The sequence below is a fragment of the Mitsuokella jalaludinii DSM 13811 genome, assembly GCF_000702905.1.
GTDB classification, from domain to species: domain Bacteria; phylum Bacillota; class Negativicutes; order Selenomonadales; family Selenomonadaceae; genus Mitsuokella; species Mitsuokella jalaludinii.
This window is the reverse complement of record NZ_JNKR01000001.1, coordinates 398,979-423,365: the sequence shown is the minus strand read 5'-3', so window position 1 is coordinate 423,365 and position 24,387 is coordinate 398,979. Positions and strand designations below refer to the sequence as shown.

The window sequence follows — 24,387 nt, the reverse complement described above, 5'->3', positions numbered from 1 at the left end:
GAAAGCAGGAAGAGAGGAGGGGGAGCAGAGTGGAGTTCAAGGAATTGTTTCAGAAACACACGCTGGCCTGCCTGGCGGGCGGCTTCGTCATCGGCGTGGCGGTCTGCGGCATCGGCTCAGCGGCCATGGCCTTCTCGGGATCGCCGGCCTTCTGCGGGTCGTGCCATGCGATGAAAGGAGAGGCGGCAACCTTTGCGATGTCTTCGCATCGTGCGCTGGAATGCACGGACTGCCACCTGCCACACGACAATGCTGTGCACTACATGTTCGAGAAGGGGCGCACGGGCATGATCGACACGTATCATGAAGTGCTGCGCGACTATCCGGCGAACATAAAGATCTCGTCTGAGGGCAGACAGACGGTTAACGACAACTGCCTGCGCTGCCATCAGACGACGATGGGGAGTGTCCACGCTGACGTCGGTGTCAGTATGGATACTGGCGGCGACTGCCTCAAATGCCACAGCAGTATCGCACATGGCTCGAACCATCTCGAAGGGGGGATAAAAGTTGAGTAAGCTACAGAAGATATTGGCGGGAATCATAGCTGTCTGCGTTGTATTCTTTGGCTTTGTCGTCGTCCGCATCGTCGCGGCACCGAACGACACGAGTGTCAAGCTCGCTAAGATTCCCCAGGACAAACAGCTCGGCAAGGAAGCCTATAAGGAAGCTTATCCGCTCGAGTACAATTCGTTCATGAAGAACAATGACACTTCGCCGTCGCCGACGGGGTACGGCGGTGCCCAGGCGGAGAACTCGCACCTGACGGAACAGCCGGAGATGGTCGAGAACTTCAAGGGCTACAAGTTTGCGCTCCAGTATGATGATGACCGCGGTCACACGTACGCAGGCGAGGACTTCAAGAACACGAAGCGCCTGCCCGGCCAGAAGGGCAACTGCATCACCTGCAAGAGCTCGTACATGTACGATGTCTACTACAAGCAGAGCGGCTGGGATTACGCCTCGAAGCCGATCGACGAAGTCATGGCACCCATTGAGGACGACCAGTGGTTTGGCTGCTCGACGTGCCACGATCCGGAGACGATGGAGTTGCGCGTCTACCAGCAGGGCTTCATCGACTCGATGGCCCGCCGCGGCATCGATGTCAACAACGCTTCGCACAACGACAAGCGCGCTTACGTCTGCGCACAGTGCCACAATGAGTACTACTTCACGAAGGAAGACGGCCGCGTCAACCATCCGTTTGACAACGGGCTCGATGCGGAGTCGGAGTATGAGTTCTATCAGTCCGGTCAGGCTGGTGCCTTCAAGCAGGACTGGATCCATGCAGATTCCAAGGCCCCGATGCTCAAGGCACAGCATCCGGACTTCGAGACTTGGGCGACGAGCGTCCACGCTGACGCCGGTGTCACCTGTGTCGACTGCCATATGCCGTACATGAGAGAGAACGGCCAGAAGTACACCTCGCATTGGATGACGAACCCGCTGAAGACGACGGAAGAGTCGTGCCTCAAGTGCCACGACGAGAGCGCTGAGACGCTCAAGGCGCGCGTCCAGACGATCGGCGACAACACCTTCAAGCTCCAGCGCATCGCTGGCAAGACGGTTGCACAGGCCCACAAGACCATCAAGGCCGCCATGGATGCCGGTGCGACGGATGAACAGCTCGAAGAGCCGCGTCAGCTCGTCCGCGAAGCGCAGTGGTACTGGGATTGGGTCGCCGCTGAAAATGGCATGGGCTTCCACAATCCGGACAAGATCATGCGCACGCTCGGCCTCTCCATCGACAAGGCACATCAGTGCATCGAGAAGACGAACGCCATCATGAAGGGCAGCCTCTGATCCTTACGGCGATACCTCGGATACAACTCCTATCACATATGGGAAAGCCAGCTCGGAAGCGAGCTGGCTTTCTTATTTTTGCATATTTGACTGGTTATGATAGAATAAAAAGAAAGTATCGAATGTAAGTACGTTAGAGATGATAGGAAATGGACAAGATAAAATTCACGGAGATGCCGACGGAACACGAGGCCCGTCTCTACCTGACGACCATCGGCGAAGAGGAGATGCTGCCGGGCGGGAGCTGCGGCCCCAAGGTGCGGCCGTATTATGTGCTGCACTACGTCACGAAGGGATGCGGCAGATTCTTTGTCAACGGCATGGCATACCACCTGCAGGCGGGGCAGGGCTTCTTCATCGCGCCTGACTACGAGACGCGCTATGAGACGGATGGTGATGAGCCCTGGAGGTACATCTGGGTCGGTGCATCTGGTGAGGAGATGAAGCATCTCATGCATGACATCGGGCTCAATCAGGCGAACCCCATCTTCTCGTGCCATCAGGGGGAGCGGCTCATCCGCTGCCTCCACGACATGCTGGAGCACCGCCAGCTGACTTTGACGGACCATTACTATCGCATGAGCACACTCTACCGCTTTATCGCCATCCTCAGTGAAGAGCGTCAGGACCACCGGTCGATAGAGCGCGGCAATTCGTACGCTGCAGATGCCATGACGTATGTGCGCCATCACCTGCACGAACACATGAGCACGGCGGACATCGCCGCGACGATGGGCCTCAACCGCAGCTACCTCAGCAGCCTGTTCCGCAGCAAGACGGGCATGACGCTGCAGAAGTACATCCAGACCTGTCGCATGACGCGGGCCAAGTACCTGCTCGAGAGCACGCATCTCTCAGTCGCGAGCATCGCGGAGTCCTGCGGCTACGAGAAGGGCGAGTCGCTGAGTCGGATCTTTCGCCGCATGTACGGCATCGGCCCGGCCGATTATCGCAAGCTCTTTCTGGCAAGCCAGCAGGAGAAGCGGCGCGCGGCAAAAAATAAAAAATAAAATTGTAAAACGCAAAAAAAAAGAGCCTGCACATCGCATGCTGACTCGAATGAGGGAAAAATATAAGGGGAGATGGATGAGGGGGGAGCTGACCTTACAGCTCATTCAATCCATCTGCTTTATATGGTAGTACGTTTCGAATGAAAGGGCAAGCCAATCTTGTTGGAAGAATCCCCCCATTTGTTGGGTTGGTCACTTCTCTGTGATATTTTTGCGCAGGTAGGTGCCGCTCTTGCCGCCCGTCTTCTTGTCGAGGTGGATGGACTCAATCTCCATGCCCTTGTCGAGCGCCTTGCACATGTCGTAGATGGTCAGGAGTGCGACGCTGACGGAGTGCAGCGCTTCCATCTCGACACCCGTCTGTCCCGTGACCTTGACCGTGGCGCGCGCCTCGACGGCGCATTCTTCGGGCAGCATCGTGAAGTCGACGCTGCACTTCGCAATCGGCAGCGGGTGGCAGAGCGGGATGACAGAGCTCGTGTTCTTGGCCGCCATGATGCCGGCGATGCGGGCCGTGCCGAGTACATCGCCCTTCTTGGCCGTGCCCTGCTCGATGGCCTCGTAGACCGCCTTGTTCACGCGGATGCGCCCCGAGGCGATGGCCGTGCGGCTTGTCTCCTTCTTCTCGCTGACGTCGACCATGATGGCCTGTCCGCTCTCGTCAAAATGTGTGAGTCCGTTCTCGTATGCCATAAAAGATCATCCTTTCTCATTGCGTATTCGCTGTCTAGAATTTTACCATAAAATGCAGAAGTCAGGCTATCCGTTATCAGCAGACAGCCTGACTTTTATCGCGATATCCGTGTATCAGCACTTGATGCCGGAGCCCTTTCTCGCGTAGAAGACGTACGTGATGAGGATCGTCAGCACCGTGAAGGCGATGATGATGTAGAAGGCCGGTGTGACGCTCTGGAAGTTGGTGTACGACCAGCCGAAGATCTTCGGGATCAGGAAAGCGCCGTAGGCGGCAATCGCTGCCGTGAAGCCCGTGACGAGCGAGGCGTGGAACGGGTTGTCGAAGATGTAGGGGATCATGCGGAACGAAGCGCCGTTGATGAAGCCCGTCGTCAGGAAGAGCAGCAGGAACGCGCCGAAGAACAGCGCGAAGGCGTGCGTCTGGATGCCGAAGAGCACGACGATGCTCGCAGCGAGCATGATGAAGAGCGAGACGAGCGTGACTTTGGAGCCGCTGTTGAGGCGGTCGGCGAGCCAGCCGCCGACCGGGCGGATGCCGGCGCCGATGAACGGTCCGAGGAAGGCGGCCATCGAGAAGGAGACTTCCGGGAATTCCTTCGAGACGAGCAGGCCGAGTGCGGCGGAGAAGCCGATGAAGGAGCCGAAGCCGCAGGTGTAGATCCAGCACATGAGCCAGGTGTGCTTATTGCCGAAGATCGAGAGCATGCTCTTCGGGCTCTGCTTCGGCAGCGGCAGATTGTCCATGAACATCCAGATGAGCACGAGCGTCAGGGCTGTCGGCACCGTCCAGAAGTAGCAGACGTTCTGCACGTACATCATGCCGCTTGGCGTCTCGACGCCGGGGCCGAAGAACGAAGAGAGGTTCCAGCCGAGCAGCAGAGGCGCCGTCAGGTAGATCAGCGAGACGCCGAGGTTGCCGATGCCGGCGTTGATGCCGAGCGCAAGGCCTTTATGCGCCTTCGGGAAGAAGAAGCCGATGTTGGCCATCGAGGCGGAGAAGTTTGCGCCGGCGATGCCGATGAAGGAGACGAGCAGGACGAACGTGTCGTAAGACGTCGTCGGATCCTGCAGCGCGCGCCCGAGGCCGAAGAGCGGGAAGAGCAGCAGGGCCGTCGTGATGAAGGCCGAATTGCGGCCGCCGATGAGGCCCGGCAGGTACGTGTAGAAGAGGCGGCCCGTCGCGCCGACGAGACCCGGCAGTGCAGCGAGCGTGAAGAGCTGTTCATCGGAGAAGTGGAAGCCGGCCATGTTGAGCTTGGCGGCAATCGTCGCCCAGAGCGTCCAGACGACGAAGGAGAGCACGAGGGCCCATGTCGAGGTGTAGAGGTTCTGCTTCGCGATCCTCTCGCCGAACTTCTTCCAGAAGACGGGATCCTCCGGGGTCCAGTTCGCTAGGATCTCCTTGCGCGTGGGATTTGCCCCCAATTTTTTTGTCACAGCTGATTCTGCCATACGTTGACTCTCCTTTTCGTTGAATTTGGTATGAAACCTTGCTAAGCAATAAGGAACGATAAACTCTTTGTCACATTATAGAGGAGATACCTCAAATAATCTGTAAAAAAATCACGCTATATGTAACAAATATCACGGCGCAGGTAAAAACTTTCCCGTATCCTGAACAGGAATACACCATCCGTGTCGCGAATCAATAACGATAAGGGATTTATCTGAGATAGAAAAGGGGAATCGATCTATGGAAGAACGGAAGACGAAGCAGCAGGACCAGATGGAGTCGCTCGTGCGCCATTTCTATGAGATACCGGGCAAGGTCGTCATGCTGCACGACGGCGAATATCTCTTCCACGAAGGGGATATGGCGCGCTACTTCTACATCGTGCGCTCGGGCCAGATCTTCATCACGAAGTACGCGATGTCGGGGCGCGTGCTCTCGCTGCGCCTCGCCTCGCGCGGCAGCATCATCGGCGAGCTGCCGCTTTACGAGAAGGAGCCGGTCTACATCTTCAACGCCGTGGCGCAGAGCGCCGCGGAGGTCTACGCGATCGAGTTCCCCGTGCTGCAGAGCTACCTCGAGAAGAAGCCGGCACTTGCCGTCAGCCTGCTCAAGATCATGGGCGCACACATGCGCAAGCAGCACTCGAAGTTCCGCGACCTCCTGCTCTACGGCAAGAAGGGCGCGCTCTACTCGACGCTCATCCGCCTGGCCAACAGCTACGGCAAGGAGATGGATGGCGGCATCCTCATATCGGTGCCGCTGACGAACCAAGAGCTGGCCAACTACTCGGCGACGGCGCGCGAGAGCCTCAACCGCATGCTCAGCGAGCTTCGCAAGAGCGACATCATCGAGTACCGCGGCCATCTGATCTTCATCAAGGACATCGACTACCTCAAAGAAGCCATCCAGTGTGAGAATTGTGGCAGGGAAATCTGCAACATTGAATGAGCTGAATCCATACTGCTGAGACGCGAAATGCGCCTCGGCAGATTTTTTTTGCGCAAAAGACGGCGGCCGTGATGTTTATCACATGAGTGGGAGATAAAATCGGATAAAATGAGATACAACAGGAGGGTGATGACGTGAGCAATATCTTTACAAAATGGAAGCATCTCATCCCGGTTGAGAAATCGGCGACGGGACATCAGCAGCTCTTTGAAGGCGGCCGTGAATGGGAAGACACCTATCGCGACCGTTGGTCTTTTGACAAGTGCGTTCACTCGACGCACGGTGTCAACTGCACGGGCTCGTGCTGCTGGAACATCTATGTCAAGAACGGGCTCGTGGCCTGGGAGAACCAGGAGCACAATTATCCGGAGACGAGCCCGGACATGCCGGACTTCGAGCCGCGCGGCTGCCCGCGCGGAGCGACGTTCTCGTGGTATCTCTACAATCCGCACCGCATCAAGTATCCGTATCTGCGCGGCGAGCTCGCTGCGCTCTGGCGCGAGGCGCGCAAGGAGCACAAGACGGCTCTTGAAGCCTGGCAGAGCATCGCCAATGATCCCGCCAAGACGAAGCGCTATAAGGAAGCGCGCGGCAAGGGTGGCTTCGTGCGCTCGAGCTGGGATGAAGTATCGGAACTCGTCGCCTCGTCGCTTCTGCACACGGCGATGAAGTACGGCCCGGACCGCAACTTCGCCTTCGCCGTCATCCCGGCGAAGTCCATGCTGTCGTACGCGGCCGGCGCGCGCTTCATGCAGCTCATGGGCGGCGCTTCGCTGTCGTTCTACGACTGGTATGCCGACCTGCCGCCTGCAAGCCCGCAGGTCTGGGGCGACCAGACGGATGTGCCGGAGTCCTCGGACTGGTTCAATGCCGGCTACATCATGACCTGGGGCTCGAACGTGCCGCTGACGCGCACGCCGGATGCCCACTTCTTGGTAGAAGCGCGCTACAAGGGCACGAAGGTCGTCTCGATTGCGCCGGACTACGCGGAGTCGACGGCTGTAGCAGACACGTGGATCTCGCTGAAGGTCGGCAGCGATGCGGCCTTTGCCATGGCGATGGGCCATGTTATCCTCAACGAGTACTACTGGGGTGAGCCGGCCGAGTTCTTCACGGAATACACGCGCCATTACACGGACTTCCCGTTCCTCGTGCAGCTTCAGAAGCGTGCCGATGGCAGCTACGAGTCGGGCCGTTTCCTCAACGGCAAGGACATGGGTCGCACGGACAAGCACGCGGAGTTCAAGCACTATGTCATCGACGAGCTCACGGGCAAGCTCGTCGTGCCGAACGGCACGATGGGCGACCGCTGGGACAACGAGAAGAAGTGGAACCTGCGCGAGGAAGACCGCGATACGGGCGCGAAGATCGTGCCGCAGCTCTCGGTCTTCGGCCAGTTCGACGAGGTCGTCGAGGTCGAGTTCCCGTACTTCGGCAATGAGCGCGAGGAGCGCGTCATCCGCCGCATGGTGCCGGCCAAGCGCGTCAAGACGAAGGCGGGCGAGATCCTCGTCACGACGGTCTACGACCTGACGCTCGCCAACTACGCCGTCGACCGCGGCCTCGGCGGCGCGTGCGCTTCCTCGTACGACGAGGATGTGCCGTACACGCCGAAATGGCAGGAGAAGTACACGGGCGTCCCGGCTGAGACTTGCATCCACACGGCCCGCGAATTCGCCGACAATGCCATCAAGACGCAGGGCAAGACGATGGTCATCATGGGCGGCGGCATCAACCACTGGTTCCACGCCGACGTCGTCTACCGCACGATCCTCAATCTCCTGCTCTTCACGGGCTCGGAGGGCCGCAATGGCGGCGGCTGGGCTCATTACGTCGGCCAGGAGAAGCTGCGTCCGGCAGAGGGCTGGGCGCGCATCATGACGGCCACGGACTGGCAGGCACCGCCGCGCCTGCAGAACTCGACGTCGTTCTACTACTTCGCGACGGACCAGTGGCGCAGCGACGAGGTCGACATGAAGGATCTCGTCTCGCCACTGACGAGCCCGCGCTACCGCCATGCGGCCGACTACAACGTCATGGCCGCTCGCCTCGGCTGGCTGCCGTCTTACCCGACGTTCAACAAGGGCGGCCAGCAGCTGACGGACGAAGCGAAGGCGAAGGGCGAGGACCTCAAGAAGTACGTCGTGCGTTCCCTCAAGGACAAGAGCCTGCAGTTCGCGGCAGAGGACCCGGATGCTCCGGAGAACTTCCCGCGCAACCTCTTCGTCTGGACGGCGAACCTGCTCGGCTCGTCTGCCAAGGGCAACGACTTCTTCAACAAGTACCTGCTCGGCACGGAGCACACGGTCTTTGCCGAGGAAGAGGGCCCGACGCGCCCGACGGAGATCAAGTGGCGCGAGCAGGAGGAGCTCCAGAAGCCGGGCGGCGCTGCCGAGGGCAAGCTCGACCTGCTCATCGACATCGACTTCCGCATGGCGGGCACGGCACTCTACTCCGATGTCGTGCTGCCGACGGCCACGTGGTACGAGAAGGACGATATCTCTTCGACGGACATGCATCCGTTTGTCCATCCGTTCCAGGCCGCTGTCGATCCGCTCTGGGAAGCTAAGAGCGACTGGGATGTCTTCCGCACGCTCGCAGAGGCCGTCTCGAAGGTCGCCAAGGAAGCCGAGCTCAAGCCGTATGAAGACCTCGTCGCCGTGCCGATCGGCCACGACAGCGAGGGCGAGACGGCTCAGCCTGAGGGCCTCGTGCGCGACTGGAGCAAGGGCGAGTGCGAGCCCATCCCGGGCAAGACGATGCCGAATCTCGTGCCGGTCAAGCGCGACTACACGAAGACGTATGAGAAGTGGATCGCGCTCGGACCGAATGTCTCCAAGAAGATGGGATCGCTGACGATGACGTGGGATTCCTCCGATGAGTACGAGGAGATTCGCACGCGCAATGGCGTCATCGAGAACAAGGACTTTGTCTCGTACGGCATGCCGTCCATCTACGACGCACGCCAGGCCGTCGAGGCCGTCATGGGCCTCTCGACGACGACGAACGGCAAGGTGGCCGTCAAGGCCTTCAAGAGCCTCAACGAGAAGACGGGCCTCAAGGGCCTCGAGCATCTGGCCAAGGACCGCGAGAACGAGCGCTTCACGTTCGATGAGATCGCTGCGCAGCCGAAGGAGACGATCACATCGCCGACGTTCACGGGCAGCAACCAGGGGCGCCGCTACACGCCATTCACGACGAACATCGAGGAGCTCGTGCCGTTCCGCACCGTCACGGGCCGCCAGTCCTTCTATCTCGACCACGAGATGATGCGCGAGTACGGCGAGGCCATGGCGACCTTCAAGCCGATCCTCGACTACCGCCCCATCAAGAATCTCTTGGGCGGCACGAAGGAGATCACGCTCAAGTACCTGACGCCGCACAACAAGTGGTCGACGCATTCGATGTACTTCGACAGCCAGCAGCTCTTGACGCTGTTCCGCGGCGGCCAGACGGTCTGGATGAGTGAGAAGGATGCCAAGGAGATCGGCGTGCGCGACAACGACTGGATCGAGCTCTACAACCACAACGGCGTCGTGACGTCCCGCGTGGCCGTCTCGCCGCGCATCCCGCAGGGCACGGTATTCATGCACCATGCCCAGGACCGCCACATCAATGTGCCGGCCTCGAAGATCACGGGCACGCGCAGCGGCACGCACAACACGCCGACGCGCATCCACATGAAGCCGACGCACATGATCGGCGGCTATGGCCAGCTCAGCTATGGCTTCAACTACTACGGCCCGACGGGCAACCAGCGCGACATGTACGTTGTCGCGCGCAAGATGCAGGGGGAGGTTGACTGGCTTGAAGATTAAAGCACAGATTTCCATGGTCATGAATCTTGATAAGTGCATTGGCTGCCATACGTGCTCCATCACTTGCAAGAATGTCTGGACCAACCGCGAAGGCGCGGAATACATGTATTTCAACAATGTCGAGACGAAGCCGGGCATCGGCTATCCGAAGAACTGGGAAGACCAGGAGAAGTGGAAGGGCGGCTGGAAGCTCGGCAAGGATGGCAAGCTCTCGCTGCGCACCGGCTCGAAGCCGGAGCGCCTGCTGAAGCTCTTCTATCATCCGGACCAGCCGGAGATGGACGATTACTACGAGCCGTGGACGTACGACTACGAGACGCTCATCCACTCCAAGCGCCGCAACCATCAGCCGATTGCCCGCCCGCGCTCGCTCATCACGGGTGAGCGCATGGAGATCAAGTGGGGCCCGAACTGGGAGGACGACCTCGCCAACGGCGAGTCGGCCCGCCAGGACGTCAACCTCAAGAAGATCTCGGAGGACATCACGCTCGAGTTCCACGACCTCTTCATGAAGTACCTGCCGCGCGTCTGCAACCACTGCCTGAATCCGGCCTGTGTCGCCGCGTGCCCGTCGGGTGCCATCTACAAGCGCGAGGAGGACGGCGTCGTACTCGTCTCGCAGGATGGCTGCCGCGGCTGGCGCCACTGCGTGCCGGCCTGCCCCTACAAGAAGGTCTACTTCAATTGGAAGACGAACAAGGCCGAGAAGTGCATCTTCTGCTTCCCGCGCCTTGAGAACGGCCTGCCGACCGTCTGCTCCGACACGTGCGTCGGACGCCTGCGCTACATGGGCGTCCTGCTCTATGACATGGACAAGGTCGTCGCCGCCGCTTCGACGCGCGATAAGGGCGAGATCTACCACCAGGTGCTCGATGTCATCGCCGACCCCAATGACCCCGAGGTCATCGAGGCTGCGCGCAGAGAGGGCATCTCGGAAGCGTGGATTAAGGCGGCTCAGGAGTCGCCCGTCTACAAGATCGTCAAGGAATGGCAGCTCGGCCTGCCGCTCCATCCGGAGTTCCGCACGCTGCCGATGGTCTGGTACGTGCCGCCTCTCTCGCCAATCACGCGCCGCATGGAGGCAAACTGCTACCTGCCGGAAGCCGATGAGATGCGCATCCCCATTGCGTACCTCGCTGAGATCCTCGCTGCGGGCAACACGTCTGTCATGACGCGCACCCTGCAGCGCCTCTTGGACATGCGCGCCGTCATGCGCGCCAAGACGACGGGCGACGACCTGCCTTCTCGCCTCGAGTTCGCGCCGGAGGTCTACGAGAAGATGTTCCGCCTGCTCGGCATCGCCAAGTACAAGGACCGCTTCAACATCCCGGCGGGCATACAGGGAAAGAGCCACGCCGAGATGCGCAAGGAGCAGGGCGGCGGCCTCTACACCTGCCCGGGTGGGGGGTGCTGATATGGCTGATGCAGCTGAAATGAAGGATTACCAGAAAGTACTGCTGCTCGCAGCCCATCTCTTCGAGTATCCCGATGCTGCCTGGTGGGCAGACCTAGAGGATTGCCGCAAGGCCCAGCGCGAGATCGAGAATGCTCAGGCCTCTTCAGTCTTCGGCGATTTCCTCGATTTCGTCGAAGAGACGGGGGCGAAGGAGTACGAGGACCTCTACGTGCGGTCCTTCGACTTCTCGCAGAACACGAATCTTTATCTGACGACGCAGGAGCGCACGGATTTCGGCAAGCAGTCGCAGGAGATGCACCACTACAAGGAGCTCTTCCTCGCAAACGGCCTCGACATGCCAAACCAGCTGCCGGATTACCTGCCGGCTCTTCTGGAGCTCTCGGCCGCCCTGCCGCCAGAGCAGGCGGGCAAGGTCCTCGGATCTATCCGCCCGCGCGTCGAGCTCCTGCGCACGCGCTTCATCGAAGCAAAGCTGCCGCATGCCTTCTTGCTCGACATCGTCTTGACAGAAACGGCAGGATTGGAGGTTAAGCCATGAATACATTCTTCTACGGCGTCCTGCCGTACATTGCCCTGACGATCTTCGTCGGCGGCACGATCGTCCGCTACACCGTCTTTGAGCGGGGCTGGACGACGAAGTCCAGTGAGTTTCTCGCCAAGAAGAGCCTCAAGTGGGCGAACCCCGTCTTCCACCTCGGCCTCCTGATGGCCTTTGGCGGCCATTTCATCGGCATCCTCGTGCCGAAGTTCGTCACGGAGGCAGCGGGGACGGATGAAGCGACATATCACATGATTTCGCTCGCGGGCGGCATCCCGGCTGCCGTCCTGTTCCTCGGCGGTTTCCTCTGGCTCATGAAGCGCCGCTTCTTCGGCACGAGCCGCATGAAGGTCAACACGAGCTCGATGGACAAGCTGCTCTATCTCGTACTGCTCCTGACCATCCTCTCGGGCACCGCGGGCACACTCTCAAACATCTCGGCCGGCTTTGATTACCGCGAGAGCATCTCGCCGTGGTTCCGCTCCGTGCTCATGCTCTCGCCGGACGTCAGCCTCATGAAGGATGTCCCCGCCATCTTCCAGTTCCACATGTTCATGTGGATGATGACGGCCATCCTCTTCCCGTTCACGCGTCTCGTGCACTGCCTGAGCCTGCCGTTCGAGTACCTCATGCGCAGCAATATCGTCTACCGCCGCAAGTGATTTTTCTTGCAGATGAAAAGCGAAGTCCAGCCGGGCTTCGCTTTTCGCTTTTCTCGGTGTAAACCTGTGCATCTGGCCTGCATGATGGTATAATGAAGGCATATTTTTGTTAGGAGATGAATATATGGAACATGAGAATACAGAGATGAAGCGGGGGCTCAAGAACCGCCATCTGCAGATGATCGCGCTCGGCGGCGCGATTGGCACAGGTCTCTTTTACGGCTCTGCCTCGACCATCGCGCTCGCGGGGCCTGCGGTGATGCTCTCGTACCTGATCGGCGGCATCGTGATTTTCCTGATCATGCGCATGCTCGGCGAGATGGCCGTCGATGAGCCGGTGTCGGGCTCCTTCAGCCACTACGCGACGAAGTACTGGGGACGCTTCCCGGGCTTCCTCTCGGGGTGGAATTATTGGTTTAACTACGTGCTCGTCTCGATGGCAGAGCTCACGGCTGTCGGCATCTACATGAACTTCTGGTTTCCCGACCTGCCGCAGTGGATTTCTTCACTCGTCTGTCTCGTGGCCATCACAGCGCTGAACCTCGTCAATGTCAAGGCATACGGCGAGGCAGAGTTCTGGATGGCACTCATCAAGATCGCGGCCATCGTCAGCATGATCCTCTTGGGTCTCGGCCTGATCTTCACGAACGGCCAGCCGTTCCCCGATAACTTCAGCAATATCTGGGAAAACGGTGGCTTCCTGCCGAACGGCCTCTGGGGGCTCGCGCTCTCGATTGCTGTCGTCATGTTCTCATTCGGCGGCATCGAGCTCATCGGCATCACGGCCGGTGAGGCCGAAGATCCGGACCACACGATCCCGCGTGCCATCAATCAGGTCATCTGGCGCATCCTGATCTTCTATGTCGGCACGATGATCGTTCTCATGGCCCTCTGGCCGTGGAACAAGGTCGGCATGGAGGCGAGTCCGTTCGTCCAGATCTTCAACAACGTCGGCATCCCGGCCGCCGCGCACATCCTGAACTTTGTCGTGCTGACGGCAGCCATCTCAGTCTACAACTCGGCCATCTACAGCAACAGCCGCATGCTCTACGGCTTGGCGGGCACGGGCGAGGCCCCTTCGTTCTTCCGCAAGCTCTCGCCGCGCGGCGTGCCCGTGCGCGGCATTCTCGTCTCGTCGGGCATCACGCTCATCGTCGTCGCGCTCAACTACTTCCTGCAGGGCCATGTCTTCATGTACCTCATGATGATTGCGACGTGCGCCGCTGTCATCAGTTGGGTGGTCATCTGTGTCACACACCTGAAGTTCCGCCGTTACTGCAGCCTGCACCATAAGGAGACGAAATTTCACGCCATCCTCTACCCGTGGGCGAACTATCTCGCACTGATTTTCCTGGCCGGCGTCATCTTCTTCATGGCCCAGATCCCCGACATGCAGCTCGCCGTGCTGTTCCTGCCAATCTGGCTGCTCGTGCTCTGGATCGGCTACTGCCAGTACAAGCGGCATAGGATTTGACCGCTGCAACATGATGTCAAAAAAAGACTGCTTCGCATGAAGCAGTCTTTTTTATTTGGCGCGCGAATCTGCTGGCCTGCCCTGTTGGGCGGCTCGCCAGGCGCGGCGGAATGTGCCTGGCGGCATGCCGATGATCTGGCGGAAGACGCGGCTGAAGTAGTTGGGGTCATCGAAGCCGACGCGCAGGGCAATCTCGGTCAGGGGCAGGTCAGTATCGATGAGCAGGGTCTGGGCTTTGCCGATGCGCCAGCGGCGCAGGTATTGAAGCGGGGCGTAGTTGGTCGTGTGCTTGAACGCATGGGAGATGTAGTCGCGGCTGGCGTGGAAATGCTGGGCAATGTCGCGGATGGAGAGGTCTTCGGCATAATGCTCTTCGATGTACGAGCGGGCGTGTTCAACCAAGAGGTTTTCTGGCTCAGCAGCTTTGACGGCCCGCTTCGAGATCTGTTGCCATACAAGATGGACGATGGTCTGGGCTGCTGCATTTGCTGCGGGATATCCGTGCGGCTTGGCGAGGCTGTGTTCAATGATGTGATAGAGGGTGCGGAGTTCTTCGGCGATGGACTGGCAGGGAATGCAGGGATGGGTGCCGGGCGGAAGCAGCGCATTGGGGCGCGCGCCGGGGCGCTGGAGTCCTGTGACGGCGATGCAGCAGGCATCCGTGAGTGAATCAAGCATCAGACTTTCATCGTGCATGATTTTACTGTCGTAGACGATGATATCGCCGGGCTGCGTATGGCATATCTCGTTGCCGACGATGTGCGTGCCGTTGCCGGAAAGCATGAAGTTGAGTTCAATGCAGTTCTCGTGCTGATGCATCGTGCGGACGCTGCGGTTCCAATGATAGAAGCCGATGAGGCGTGGTTCCTGCTGGAAGGGGGATGCTTCCTGCTGATCGATGTCGATGGAGACGGGCATGTTTTCCTCCTTTCTGGTCTGTCAGAGTCTTGATCTTGCAAAAAAAGCTCCCATGCAAACATGAAAGGGCAAGGGAGCGGAGGGGGCGGGCTTAATAGAGGCCGTTGCGGCGCAGGATGGGGATGTTGATGTGCTTGTTGAAGAAATTGATCAAAGGTCCCATGCCCAGTGCCATGACGACAGTGCCGATGCCCACGAGACTGCCGAGCAGGAAGCCGATGATGACGGCTGTGCTGTCGAGCAGGATGCGCGCATAGCGGAAGGGCAGGCGTCCGTGCGTCATATCGTCGATGATGCAGCTGAAGGCGTCGTATGGTCCCATGCCGAAGTTCAGGCACATGTAGAGCGAGACACCGAAGCAGGAGACGGCCATGCCGCTCAGCAACAGGATGATGCGGGCAGCGAGATCACTGGCCGGGACTGCGAGGACAGGGGCAAAGATGCTGTAGCTGAAGTCGGATACGGACCCCAGCAGGATGAGGTATAAGAATGTGCCGATGCGCAGGTAGCGACGGCCACAGGTCAGCATCGGGATGAGCAGCAGGACGTTGAAGATCGATACGCAGCTGCCGAAGCTCAGCCCTGTCAGCAGGCTGTAGCCGAGGTTCATGCAGGAATATGGATCGTTGCCGAAAAGGCTCAGGCGCAGCAGACTGGTCGAGCAGGCCATGCAGCTGATTGCTGCGGAAAAGAACGCACCACGCTTCAGCAGAGAGGAGGAAAGACCGGTCTGGCTGTTGCTTTTTACCTCGGCAATGAGCTTCTGATAGAGAATGAGCGGGGATGTCATCATGCTACACTCCTTCTGGGTGCACAGAAAAGATTACGTCTCAACGATGACTCTATCATACCTGTTTTTCTGGAGAAATTCCTTCACAATCTAGCAAAATGTGAAACCCGCAAAGCCTTGTCTTATCGTGTTCTTTGAAATGATTCGCTGTAAAAACTGGACATTCCTGCTTTCTGGCGGGGAGGTACAGAAAAAGCGGACAGGATGAATTCCTGTCCGCTTTGTTCTCGGGGGTGAATATGCCGCTGTACTGAGATCTGAGATGGGATTACTTGGCGCGCAGCTGCGTGTAGAGGTTGACGATCTCCACAGCCATCTCTTTCATGGCCATGCCCGTCATGACGTAATCCTGTGCATGAGAGATCAGGACGTTGAACGGACCCTGGAGTTCGCCGCTGGCTTCTTTTTGCAGCAATTCCTCTGTCTGGAGTTTGTGCGCCTTCAGGAGATGCTCGTCGGCATCCTTGAGGCATTCCTCTGCCTCACCGAAGTTCCCGCGGCGGGCCTGCTTGAGTGCTTCTGCGACCTTCGCGCGACCGTCACCGGCCGCCGAGATGATTGCGAATGCCACATCTTCTGTCTTTGCCATTTATAATTCCTCCTTATTACTTCTTCAGCAGTTCATTCTCGATGCGCTCGCGTGCTGCTGGAGCCCACTCGTTCATCTTCTCGGGGAAGCCGAAGATGGAGACGCAGGCGATGTTGTCGCCGCCGACTTTCGGAGCGTCCGGCTTGAGCTGCTTGTTGGCGAAATCCATCTCGCGCAGTGTCTCGAAGATGCCGTCGAAGTCGACATCGCCCATGCCGAGGTTGAGGTGCTGGTGGACACTGACGTCCTCGCGTCCGCGCTGATTCAGAGAAGGCGGGTTGAGGATGTAGCGGCAGTCGAGCGTCTGGTTGAACGTATCGGCGAACAGGACGTGCGTGAGTTCGTCGCCGGCGTACTTGAGCATATGGCGTACATCGCCCTTGCCCTGATCGTAGAAGAAGCCGTGCGGGGAGGAGTAGACGTAGCCGAGGTTCTTGGAGCGGAAGGACTTGACCATGTCGCAGGCCTCATCGTTGAGTTCGCAGAAATCGTACGGATGCGACTGGATCTCGACGCGCAGGCCCTCGCGCTCGATGATCGGCAGCAGCTCTTCCATGGAGCGGAACCACATGCCGTTGCAGATCTCCTGCTGGTTCGGATCGCCGGAGAGCTCCGTGTTGATGACGGGGACACCCATGTTGACGGCAATCTCAATCATCTTTTTCCAGTTGGCGACGGCCATCTTGCGCTGCTCCTCAGTCGGGCCGGACCAGCGGTAGACGCAGATAAAGGATGAGATCTCGACGCCCGTCTCCTTGAGAGCCTTGCGGTATTCCTCTTCACATTCTTTGGAGAAGAGCGGATGCTTGTAGAAGGGATTGATCCGCGGATGCGGGGACTGCTCAATGTATTTGTAACCCCAGTCAGCAACCTGGTGGACGAGGTCATTGATGCTCATCTGTTTGGACAGTACATCAACATCGAATGCGATTTTCATGGTAAACCCTCCAGTTCATCAAACACGATAAAGTAATATGGATGACCCGCACAGCCTCGCGGGAGGTCTGCGCTGTTTTCTTGCTGTGCTTACAAAATACCATGGCTGAAACGAGTTGTCAAGAATGTTCCGACTACACCGTAACGCTAGTAATGGCGCGGTTTTAGCAGGATTGTACAACTATGGGAGGGGAGCGCTCGACAAGGCGGAGTTCTACAGCAGGATTGTGCAAGTTTCACCTTGAAAATTTTTTTGAAAGAAATTTTCGCGTCAAAACAATAGCGATAGATAATAAGAGAGAAGACAAGATTGTGCTATTTTGGCGCTGAGTCGGCAGTTTTTTGCCCACAACAAAGGCAACATGGTGGAATTATTTGGCGGCGTTTCGCCGTATAATGACAGTGCAAGGTCAAACAGACGACCGGGGACACGACAGGGAAAGAAAGGGAGGATTTATCCATGGCAATCCATATCACAGGCGCACCGTGCTGCTGGGGCGTCGACGATGTCAAGAATCCGTATCTGCCACCTTGGCAGAAGGTGCTCTACGAAGCAGGGCAGGCAGGCTACAAGGCCATCGAGCTTGGCCCGTACGGCTATCTGCCGCTCGACATCGACGTCGTGAGCGAAGAGCTCGCGAAGAACAACATCGGCATCGTGGCGGGCACGATCTTCGATGACCTGTTGGATGAAGGAAACTACGAGAACGTCCTTCATCAGGTCGACGATATCTGCGGCATCATCACGAAACTGCCCAAGCTGCCGACGGAGCCGGGGCAGCGTTATCCGGCGCCATATCTGACAGTCATGGACTGGGGCCACGATGAGCGCGACTACAATGCTGGACACAGCGACAGGGCGCCGCGCCTCAGCGATGAAGACTGGAACCGCATGATGAGCCACATCAAGGGCATCGCCGAAAAGGCGGCTTCGTGGGGCGTCCGGGCCGTCGTTCATCCGCATGCTGGCGGTTACATCGAATTTGCCGATGAGATCGACAAGCTCGCACGCGATATCCCGAAGGAAATTGCAGGTCTCTGCCTCGATACGGGCCATCTGCGGTATTCTGGCATGGATCCGGTCACCTGGCTGCGCAAGTACGCAGACCGTCTCGACTACATCCACTTCAAGGATATCGACGAGAAGGTCTACAACGAGGTCCTTTCGGAGCACATCCGCTTCTTCGAGGGCTGCGGCAAGGGTTCGATGTGCCCGATTGGCACGGGCATGCTCGACTATCCTGCCATCTACAAAGTGTTGACCGAAGAGATTCACTACAATGGCTACATCACCGTCGAGCAGGAGCGCGATCCGCGCAACGTCGCGACGAGCCTGCGCGATGTCAAGGCCAGCTGCGACTACCTGCACAGTCTTGGCTTTGAATGAGCCAATCGGATGGATGACGCAGGCCGGCCTGCGCATGATCCTGACAACTATAGATACTGGCCGGCATCATGAATTTTGGGATGGATTTCAAGAGTTTATTCAGACAAAGGAGCGTTTATCATGATCAATGGTGAAAAAGTACTCGATCACCCGATTCGCTGGGCTATGGTCGGCGGCGGCCGCGGCAGCCAGATCGGCTATATCCACAGGAGCGCCGCCCTGCGCGATCGTTCGTTTGAACTCGTGGCAGGCGCTTTCGATATCAATCCGGAGCGCGGCAAGGACTTCGGCATTCAGCTCGGCGTAGCGCCGGAACGCTGCTACCCGGATTACAAGACGATGCTCATGGAAGAGGCAAAGCGCAGCCCTGAGGACCGCATTGAAGCTGTGACGATTGCCGTGCCGAATGGCCTTCATTATGCGGTCTGCAAGGCTGTGCTCGAAGCCGGTTTTCATGCCGTCTGTGAGAAGCCGCTCTGCTTCACGACGGAGCAGGCAGAGGAACTCGTCCATCTGGCTGACAGCAAAGGGCTCGTCGTCGGTGTGACGTACGGCTATTCCGGCCATCAGCTCATCGAGCAGGCCCGCCAGATGGTCCTGCACGGCGACCTCGGCGAGATCCGCCTCATCAAGATGCAGTTCCCGTTCGGTGCCTACAATACGGCAGTCGAAGAGACGAATGCTGCGGCGCGCTGGCGCATGGACCCCGCTAAGGCTGGCCCGTCCTTCGTGCTCGGCGATGTCGGCACGCATCCTCTCTTCCTCGCTGAGACGATGGTTCCTGATTTCGAGATCGAGAGCCTCATGTGCACGACGAAGTCCTTCATCCCGACGCGCAAGCTTGAAGACAACGCGTTTGTCATCATGAACCTCAAGGGCGGCGCGCAGGCGACGTGCTGGGCTTCGGCCATCAACTGCGGCGCCCTGCACGGCCAGAAAGTCCGCATCGTCGGCTCGAAGGCTTCTGTCGAGTGGTACGACGAGCGCCCAAACCAGCTGACGTACGAGATCGAGGGCGAGCCGGTCCGCATCCTCGAGCGCGGCGGCGCTTACCTCTATCCTTCGGCTCGTGCGGAGGACCGCATCAGCGGCGGCCACACGGAAGGCCTCTTCGATGCGTGGTCGAACCTCTACCGCCGCTTTGCCATCGCCATGGAGAAGGCCAATAAAGGTGAGAAGGCTGACTTCTGGTATCCGGATGTCCATGCTGGTGCCGAAGGCGTCAAGTGGGTCGAGAAGTGCGTGGAATCGGCCAAGAAGGGTGCTGTCTGGGTCAAATACTGATAAAAGTGCCATATCCCCAACAAAAAGAACCGCTCATTCGAGCGGTTTTTTTGTGCATGCCCTCATATCTTGCGATATGCCTTGCGGTAGTCGCGCGGAGACATGCCGGTGATCTTGTGGAAGGCCTTGTTGAAATAGCTGGAGCTGTTGTAGCCCGTGCGGATGGCGATCTCCGTGATGGGCAGTGCCGTGTCGATGAGTAGGGTCTGTGCTTCACCGATGCGGCGGCGCGTGATGTACTGGAGCGGCGCATAGCCGTAGGCGGCCTTGAAGGCATGGGCGAGGTGGAAGCTGCTGATGTGGAATTCTCCGGCGAGTGCTGCAAGCGTGATGGTCTCGTCGTACGATGCATCGAGGCGGCTGCGCACGGCGTCCATGAGATTGTGTTCCTCGGGCGGCAGCACGATGCTGCGGCTCGTCACTTCCATGGTCAGGAGCAGCAGGGCACAGAGCAGGTGATTGATGCTCTCTTCGGGGTGGCAGCCCTTGCCCTGTGCGCCGCGGTACATGAGCTCGAGCAGATGGCAGAAGGCGGGAAAGAGCTCCTCGGTCTTCTGGACGGGAAGCACGTCCTGCGCCAAGAACTGCCCGGCGGGCAGCTCAGGCAGTCTCAGATTGCGGATGGCTCCAGAGTAGATGGAGAGATTGCGATTCGCGGGGGAGGACTCATCGTGCACGACGCCCTGACCGATCAGCAGCAGGTCGCCCTTCTGCGTGTAGTAGCGCTGCCCGTCGATGATATGGATGCCGCTGCCCTCTGTGATCAGGATGAATTCCGCGACATCCTCATGGCGGTGCATCGTGCGCGGCATCGAGGTGTACAGCGTCTCTGCGCGGTAGAGCGTCGTGAGCCGGGGCATGGCCTCGCCTGTGAAGACGGGGCGGTACTTTGTCGAGATGAATGCCATGGAACAACCTTCTTTCTGCAATGTCTTTTCTATAGTCTAGCAAGCTTTTGTGTATTTTTGAAGGAGAATCGACTGGCCGCTTGATTCCAGCAGATATCCGTGCAGAATAATACAAAAGGCAATGAAAGATAACGTTTTCTAAGACGAAACGAGACAGAAACAATGAAGTATTTTTCTGATAATTCATTTATAATATGACTTGTCAAGAAAAAGAGCGATGTTCCTGCGAGGTGGGAACGGCTAACATAATTTGAGAGGAGAAATGTAACATGGCGGAATCATCTCATCGCAAATACCTCAAGCGTGTCACAGTCGTCTCGACGTTCGGTGGCTTGCTCTTCGGTTATGACACCGGCGTCATCAACGGCGCCCTTGCCTTCATGGCCCGTCCGGATCAGTTGAACCTGACTCCGGCAGTGGAGGGCTTCGTGGCCAGTGGCCTGCTCTTCGGTGCGGCCATCGGTTCGTTCTTCGGCGGCCGTCTTTCGGATGCTGAGGGACGCCGCAAGATGCTGCTTTGCCTGGCAGTCATCTTCTTCTTCGCAGCCATCGGCTGCTCGCTGTCACCGACGGCTGGCATCCTCATCGCCTGCCGCTTCGTCCTCGGCCTGGCAGTCGGTGGTGCTTCGGTCACGGTACCTGCCTACCTGGCAGAGATGGCACCGGCCGACAGGCGCGGCCGCATGGTCACCCAGAATGAGCTCATGATCGTCACGGGCCAGCTGCTCGCCTTCATCCTCAACGCTATCCTCGGCGTCACGTTCGGCGAGGTCGGCCACATCTGGCGCTACATGCTCGCACTCGCATCCATCCCGGCTGTCGTGCTCTGGTTCGGCATGCTCGTGATGCCGGAGAGCCCGCGCTGGCTGCTGCTGCAGGGCCGTGTCAGCGATGCGATGCAGGTACTCAAGAAGATCCGCGATGAGCGCATGGCCATCGCAGAGCTCAACGAGATCCAGGACAGCATCGATTCGGAGAAGCATCTCGACAAGGCTGGTTACAAAGACCTGGCAACGCCTTGGATCCGCCGCATCGTCTTCATCGGCATGGGCGTCTCCATCTGCCAGCAGATTTCTGGCGTCAACTCCATCATGTATTACGGCACGCAGATCTTGACGCAGGCCGGCTTCTCGACGGAAGCCGCACTGATCGGCAACATCGCCAACGGCACGATCTCCGTTGCTGCCACGATCTTTGGCATGTGGCTCATGACGCGTCACGGCCGTCGTCCGCTCATCATGACGGGCCAGATCGGCACGATGGCCTGCCTCTGCGCGATCGGCGTTCTCTCGAATCTGCTCGCCGGCACCGAGATCCTGCCGTTCGTCGTCCTTTCGCTGACCGTCACCTTCCTGTTCTTCCAGCAGGGTTTCCTTTCCCCGGTCACCTGGCTGCTGCTCTCGGAGCTCTTCCCGCTGCGCATCCGCGGTATGGGCATGGGCTGCGCCGTCCTCTGCCTCTGGCTGACGAACTTCTGCATCGGCTCGGCCTTCCCGTCGCTGCTCTACTCGTTCGGCCTCTCGGCTACGTTCTTCATCTTTGCGGCCATCGGCCTTCTCGGCCTCGCCTTCGTCTACAAGTTCGTGCCGGAGACGCGTGGCCGCACGCTCGAGCAGATCGAGCATGACTTCCGCCATCACGGTGAGAAGAGCGTTCACTGCGAAGAGAAAGCTTGATCGTTCCATCTGAATCCATTGCGTGTACAGCACCCCCCTTTCCCCGCTCCGGCGGCGGGTAGGGGGTGCTTTTTATTGCAGGATATGTCAAGTCGAATCGAGAAATACTATGGTAAGATATAAATAAAGATTAAGATACGTGACAGCAGGTGGGAAAAATGGGTGTCGTTTACTACAAGCAGAATAAGAATATCCTCGAGCCGCATCTCTCGTGGGAGGGCATGCGCCTCGTCTACGTGAGCTTCAACGACAGCAAGGAGACCTTGACCCCGACGGCGGTCCACTGTCATGAGAACAATCTCGAGCTCCAGTATATATGCGGCGGACGCGGCAACATCCGGATCGGACGGCGCCTCTACGAGGTGCAGAAGGGGGATATCCTCGTCTACAATCAGGGAAAATTCCACGATGAGAGCGCGGACCCGCAGGAGGGCCTGTGGTTCTACAACTGCGGCGTGACGGGGATCTCCCTGCCCGGACAGAGCGAAGGCGTGCTCATCGAGCGGGGCATCTCGCCGCGCCTTCATGCGGGCGAGTTGTCGGAGGAGATCGAGTCTCTGTTCCGTCTCCTTTATATAGAAGTGGATCGCAATCTGCCGAAGAATGATGAGATCACGCAGGCAGTCCTGCGCGCACTCGTCGAGATCATCCTCTACCAGCTGCCGCGGGAAAAGCAGCCGCCGTCCAAGGAGAAGGAACGTCTGCTGATTGACTGCAAGGACTACATCGACTGTCATTTCACGGAAGAGCTGACGGTGGAGAAGCTGGCAGAGCGCTCGCATATGAGTGTCTCGGGCTTTGCGCATCAGTTCAAGAAGATCTTCGGATTCCCGCCCATCCAGTACATCATCCGGCGGCGCATCGGCCAGGCACAGACCTTGCTGATCACGACGGACCTCTCCATCACGGAGGTCAGCGTGCGCGTGGGCTACGACAACATCAGCTACTTCAACAATCAGTTCAAGCGCTTTGCAGGAATGTCGCCACAGAGTTACCGCAAATACAAAGTTGGAGAGCGCCAGTTCAAGAACCTCAATAAACTGGTTCCGCACCTCAACAGCTAGTCTTCAGGAGCGTTTTTGCAGAAACGTGCAAGTCATCGGACTTGCACGTTATTTTTTTGGCGAAAGGGAGCAGGAACGAGAAAGTAATATTCTGAAAACAGAGGTATACTAAAACCATCAAGTGAGAGGAAAACATCCTGAAGAATAAAGAAAAGGAGCATGAATGCGATGAAACTCAGCATGAATCAGGCAACCTGCCTGGAAAAATCCAGTCTTGAAAAGGATCTCGAGCTTTGCGAGAAATACGGCTACGACATGATCGAGCCGCGCACGATGGACGGCATCCCGAACTACCTCAAGAACCACACGATCGATGAACTCGCCGCTTGGTTCAAGAGCCACAAGGTAAAGCCGCTGGCCTTCAATACGCTCTGCTTCTTCAACAACCGCACGCCGGAGGATTACCAGAAAGTCCTGCAGGAGTTGCGCCAGATGTGCGAGTGGGGCAAGAAGATTGGCTGCAAGACGATCATCACGGTGCCGACGGTCGACCTCAAGAAGGTCACGCGCCAGGAAATCCACAAGTCGGCTGTCAAGTGCCTCAAGGAGATGGGCGAGATCGCCGCAGAATACGGCATGCGCATCTCGGTCGAGTTCATCGGCCATCCGGCTGCTTCCATCAACACGTTCGGTGAAGCTTGGTCGGTCATCGAGGACGTCGACATGGACAACGTCGGCATCACGCTCGACTGCTTCCACTTCCATGGCATGGGCTCGAAGCTCGAAGACCTCGCCAAGGCAGATGGCAAGAAGATCTTCATCGTTCACCTCAACGATACGGAGGACTTCCCGATCGGCTCGCTGCTCGATGAGGACCGCGTCTGGCCTGGCGATGGCTGCATCGACCTCGACGCTATCTTCCAGACGCTCAAGAAGATCGGCTGGCAGGAAGATGTCGTCTCGCTCGAGCTCTTCCGTCCGGAATACTACAAGATGGACCCGGAAGATGTCTATCGCATCGGCAAGGAGAAGTCCGAAGCGGTCATCAAGCGCAATTTCTGAGCTGTGTCGTTGAG

Annotated in this window: 21 protein-coding genes; 14 read left to right on the top strand and 7 right to left on the bottom strand. The window is 58.3% G+C overall.

Going from position 1 to position 24,387, the window contains the following annotated elements; translation table 11 throughout:
• The first annotated feature begins 29 nt into the window (after positions 1–29).
• The 3 genes from T518_RS01975 to T518_RS01965 all read left to right on the top strand — a co-directional run bounded on the left by T518_RS01975 (position 30) and on the right by T518_RS01965 (position 2,813).
• Entirely contained in the window at positions 30–518 is a 489-nt protein-coding gene (locus T518_RS01975) for a cytochrome c3 family protein (RefSeq protein WP_036374287.1), read from the top strand.
• Positions 511–1,803: an ammonia-forming cytochrome c nitrite reductase subunit c552 gene (locus T518_RS01970; protein WP_036374284.1), complete on the top strand. Its 1,293-nt coding sequence runs from the start codon at positions 511–513 to the stop codon at positions 1,801–1,803. The genes T518_RS01975 and T518_RS01970 overlap by 8 nt, the downstream gene beginning before the upstream one ends.
• A gap of 149 nt (positions 1,804–1,952) precedes the next feature.
• Positions 1,953–2,813 (top strand): AraC family transcriptional regulator, encoded by an 861-nt coding sequence (locus T518_RS01965; protein WP_036374281.1) that lies wholly within the window; start codon positions 1,953–1,955, stop codon positions 2,811–2,813.
• 192 nt (positions 2,814–3,005) lie between these two features.
• On the opposite strand, the gene moaC is transcribed toward T518_RS01965, so the two are convergent.
• Positions 3,006–3,506: a cyclic pyranopterin monophosphate synthase MoaC gene (gene moaC, locus T518_RS01960; RefSeq protein ID WP_036374278.1), complete on the bottom strand. Its 501-nt coding sequence runs from the start codon at positions 3,504–3,506 to the stop codon at positions 3,006–3,008.
• Positions 3,507–3,620: 114 nt separating this feature from the next.
• A complete protein-coding gene (locus T518_RS01955; RefSeq protein WP_036374275.1) occupies positions 3,621–4,961 on the bottom strand; it encodes an MFS transporter in 1,341 nt (446 codons plus the stop codon).
• 241 nt (positions 4,962–5,202) lie between these two features.
• Here T518_RS01955 and T518_RS01950 point away from each other — a divergent pair, with 241 nt between their 5' ends.
• From T518_RS01950 to T518_RS01925, 6 genes are all read left to right on the top strand, one after another.
• On the top strand, positions 5,203–5,910 hold the full coding sequence (locus tag T518_RS01950) for a Crp/Fnr family transcriptional regulator (RefSeq protein ID WP_081828381.1): 708 nt from the start codon (positions 5,203–5,205) through the stop codon (positions 5,908–5,910).
• Between the two features lie 134 nt (positions 5,911–6,044).
• Entirely contained in the window at positions 6,045–9,728 is a 3,684-nt protein-coding gene (locus T518_RS01945; RefSeq protein ID WP_036374272.1) for a nitrate reductase subunit alpha, read from the top strand.
• The gene (gene narH / locus T518_RS01940) at positions 9,718–11,142 is read left to right on the top strand and encodes a nitrate reductase subunit beta (protein WP_036374269.1); all 1,425 of its coding nucleotides are present in this window, start codon (positions 9,718–9,720) and stop codon (positions 11,140–11,142) included. The genes T518_RS01945 and narH overlap by 11 nt, the downstream gene beginning before the upstream one ends.
• Before the next feature lies 1 nt (position 11,143).
• On the top strand, positions 11,144–11,683 hold the full coding sequence (gene narJ, locus T518_RS01935; RefSeq protein ID WP_244881890.1) for a nitrate reductase molybdenum cofactor assembly chaperone: 540 nt from the start codon (positions 11,144–11,146) through the stop codon (positions 11,681–11,683).
• A complete protein-coding gene (narI, locus tag T518_RS01930) occupies positions 11,680–12,345 on the top strand; it encodes a respiratory nitrate reductase subunit gamma (RefSeq protein ID WP_036374266.1) in 666 nt (221 codons plus the stop codon). The genes narJ and narI overlap by 4 nt, the downstream gene beginning before the upstream one ends.
• Before the next feature lie 124 nt (positions 12,346–12,469).
• Positions 12,470–13,819 carry an amino acid permease gene (locus T518_RS01925; RefSeq protein ID WP_036374262.1) on the top strand — a complete coding sequence of 450 codons (1,350 nt, stop codon included), beginning with the start codon at positions 12,470–12,472 and terminating at the stop codon, positions 13,817–13,819.
• Positions 13,820–13,870: 51 nt separating this feature from the next.
• Here T518_RS01925 and T518_RS01920 read toward each other — a convergent pair whose 3' ends face one another.
• From T518_RS01920 to T518_RS01905, 4 genes are all read right to left on the bottom strand, one after another.
• Complete coding sequence (locus T518_RS01920; RefSeq protein ID WP_036374258.1) at positions 13,871–14,737, bottom strand: helix-turn-helix transcriptional regulator; 867 nt, start codon at positions 14,735–14,737, stop codon at positions 13,871–13,873.
• A 91-nt stretch (positions 14,738–14,828) separates the two neighbouring features.
• A complete protein-coding gene (locus T518_RS01915; protein WP_051652136.1) occupies positions 14,829–15,530 on the bottom strand; it encodes a YczE/YyaS/YitT family protein in 702 nt (233 codons plus the stop codon).
• A gap of 265 nt (positions 15,531–15,795) precedes the next feature.
• The gene (locus T518_RS01910; RefSeq protein ID WP_036374255.1) at positions 15,796–16,116 is read right to left on the bottom strand and encodes a PTS sugar transporter subunit IIA; all 321 of its coding nucleotides are present in this window, start codon (positions 16,114–16,116) and stop codon (positions 15,796–15,798) included.
• A gap of 16 nt (positions 16,117–16,132) precedes the next feature.
• Positions 16,133–17,053, bottom strand: coding sequence for a sugar phosphate isomerase/epimerase family protein (locus tag T518_RS01905; protein WP_036374251.1), 921 nt, complete (start codon positions 17,051–17,053; stop codon positions 16,133–16,135).
• Between the two features lie 459 nt (positions 17,054–17,512).
• Here T518_RS01905 and T518_RS01900 point away from each other — a divergent pair, with 459 nt between their 5' ends.
• Together T518_RS01900 and T518_RS01895 are read left to right on the top strand one after the other, a co-directional pair.
• A complete protein-coding gene (locus T518_RS01900) occupies positions 17,513–18,439 on the top strand; it encodes a TIM barrel protein (protein WP_036374249.1) in 927 nt (308 codons plus the stop codon).
• 120 nt (positions 18,440–18,559) lie between these two features.
• Entirely contained in the window at positions 18,560–19,723 is a 1,164-nt protein-coding gene (locus tag T518_RS01895; protein ID WP_036374246.1) for a Gfo/Idh/MocA family protein, read from the top strand.
• 62 nt (positions 19,724–19,785) lie between these two features.
• Here the strand turns inward: T518_RS01895 and T518_RS01890 are convergent, their stop codons facing one another.
• The gene (locus T518_RS01890; protein ID WP_036374242.1) at positions 19,786–20,631 is read right to left on the bottom strand and encodes a helix-turn-helix transcriptional regulator; all 846 of its coding nucleotides are present in this window, start codon (positions 20,629–20,631) and stop codon (positions 19,786–19,788) included.
• Positions 20,632–20,900: 269 nt separating this feature from the next.
• On the opposite strand from T518_RS01890, the gene T518_RS01885 reads away from it, so the two are divergent.
• From T518_RS01885 to T518_RS01875, 3 genes are all read left to right on the top strand, one after another.
• Complete coding sequence (locus tag T518_RS01885; protein WP_036374240.1) at positions 20,901–22,307, top strand: sugar porter family MFS transporter; 1,407 nt, start codon at positions 20,901–20,903, stop codon at positions 22,305–22,307.
• A gap of 158 nt (positions 22,308–22,465) precedes the next feature.
• Positions 22,466–23,371, top strand: a complete 906-nt coding sequence (locus T518_RS01880) for an AraC family transcriptional regulator (protein WP_051652135.1) — start codon at positions 22,466–22,468, stop codon at positions 23,369–23,371.
• A 180-nt stretch (positions 23,372–23,551) separates the two neighbouring features.
• Positions 23,552–24,373, top strand: coding sequence for a sugar phosphate isomerase/epimerase family protein (locus T518_RS01875; RefSeq protein ID WP_428829224.1), 822 nt, complete (start codon positions 23,552–23,554; stop codon positions 24,371–24,373).
• Positions 24,374–24,387 lie beyond the last annotated feature (14 nt).

Excerpts from the sequence above, each read along its gene's own strand:
- T518_RS01965 (WP_036374281.1), top strand. The coding sequence starts at position 1,953 with ATGGACAAGATAAAATTCACGGAGATGCCGACGGAACACGAGGCCCGT.
- moaC (WP_036374278.1), bottom strand. The coding sequence starts at position 3,506 with ATGGCATACGAGAACGGACTCACACATTTTGACGAGAGCGGACAGGCC.
- T518_RS01955 (WP_036374275.1), bottom strand. The coding sequence starts at position 4,961 with ATGGCAGAATCAGCTGTGACAAAAAAATTGGGGGCAAATCCCACGCGC.
- T518_RS01950 (WP_081828381.1), top strand. The coding sequence starts at position 5,203 with ATGGAAGAACGGAAGACGAAGCAGCAGGACCAGATGGAGTCGCTCGTG.
- narJ (WP_244881890.1), top strand. The coding sequence starts at position 11,144 with ATGGCTGATGCAGCTGAAATGAAGGATTACCAGAAAGTACTGCTGCTC.
- narI (WP_036374266.1), top strand. The coding sequence starts at position 11,680 with ATGAATACATTCTTCTACGGCGTCCTGCCGTACATTGCCCTGACGATC.
- T518_RS01925 (WP_036374262.1), top strand. The coding sequence starts at position 12,470 with ATGGAACATGAGAATACAGAGATGAAGCGGGGGCTCAAGAACCGCCAT.
- T518_RS01920 (WP_036374258.1), bottom strand. The coding sequence starts at position 14,737 with ATGCCCGTCTCCATCGACATCGATCAGCAGGAAGCATCCCCCTTCCAG.
- T518_RS01915 (WP_051652136.1), bottom strand. The coding sequence starts at position 15,530 with ATGATGACATCCCCGCTCATTCTCTATCAGAAGCTCATTGCCGAGGTA.
- T518_RS01910 (WP_036374255.1), bottom strand. The coding sequence starts at position 16,116 with ATGGCAAAGACAGAAGATGTGGCATTCGCAATCATCTCGGCGGCCGGT.
- T518_RS01905 (WP_036374251.1), bottom strand. The coding sequence starts at position 17,053 with ATGAAAATCGCATTCGATGTTGATGTACTGTCCAAACAGATGAGCATC.
- T518_RS01900 (WP_036374249.1), top strand. The coding sequence starts at position 17,513 with ATGGCAATCCATATCACAGGCGCACCGTGCTGCTGGGGCGTCGACGAT.
- T518_RS01895 (WP_036374246.1), top strand. The coding sequence starts at position 18,560 with ATGATCAATGGTGAAAAAGTACTCGATCACCCGATTCGCTGGGCTATG.
- T518_RS01890 (WP_036374242.1), bottom strand. The coding sequence starts at position 20,631 with ATGGCATTCATCTCGACAAAGTACCGCCCCGTCTTCACAGGCGAGGCC.
- T518_RS01885 (WP_036374240.1), top strand. The coding sequence starts at position 20,901 with ATGGCGGAATCATCTCATCGCAAATACCTCAAGCGTGTCACAGTCGTC.
- T518_RS01880 (WP_051652135.1), top strand. The coding sequence starts at position 22,466 with ATGGGTGTCGTTTACTACAAGCAGAATAAGAATATCCTCGAGCCGCAT.
- T518_RS01875 (WP_428829224.1), top strand. The coding sequence starts at position 23,552 with ATGAATCAGGCAACCTGCCTGGAAAAATCCAGTCTTGAAAAGGATCTC.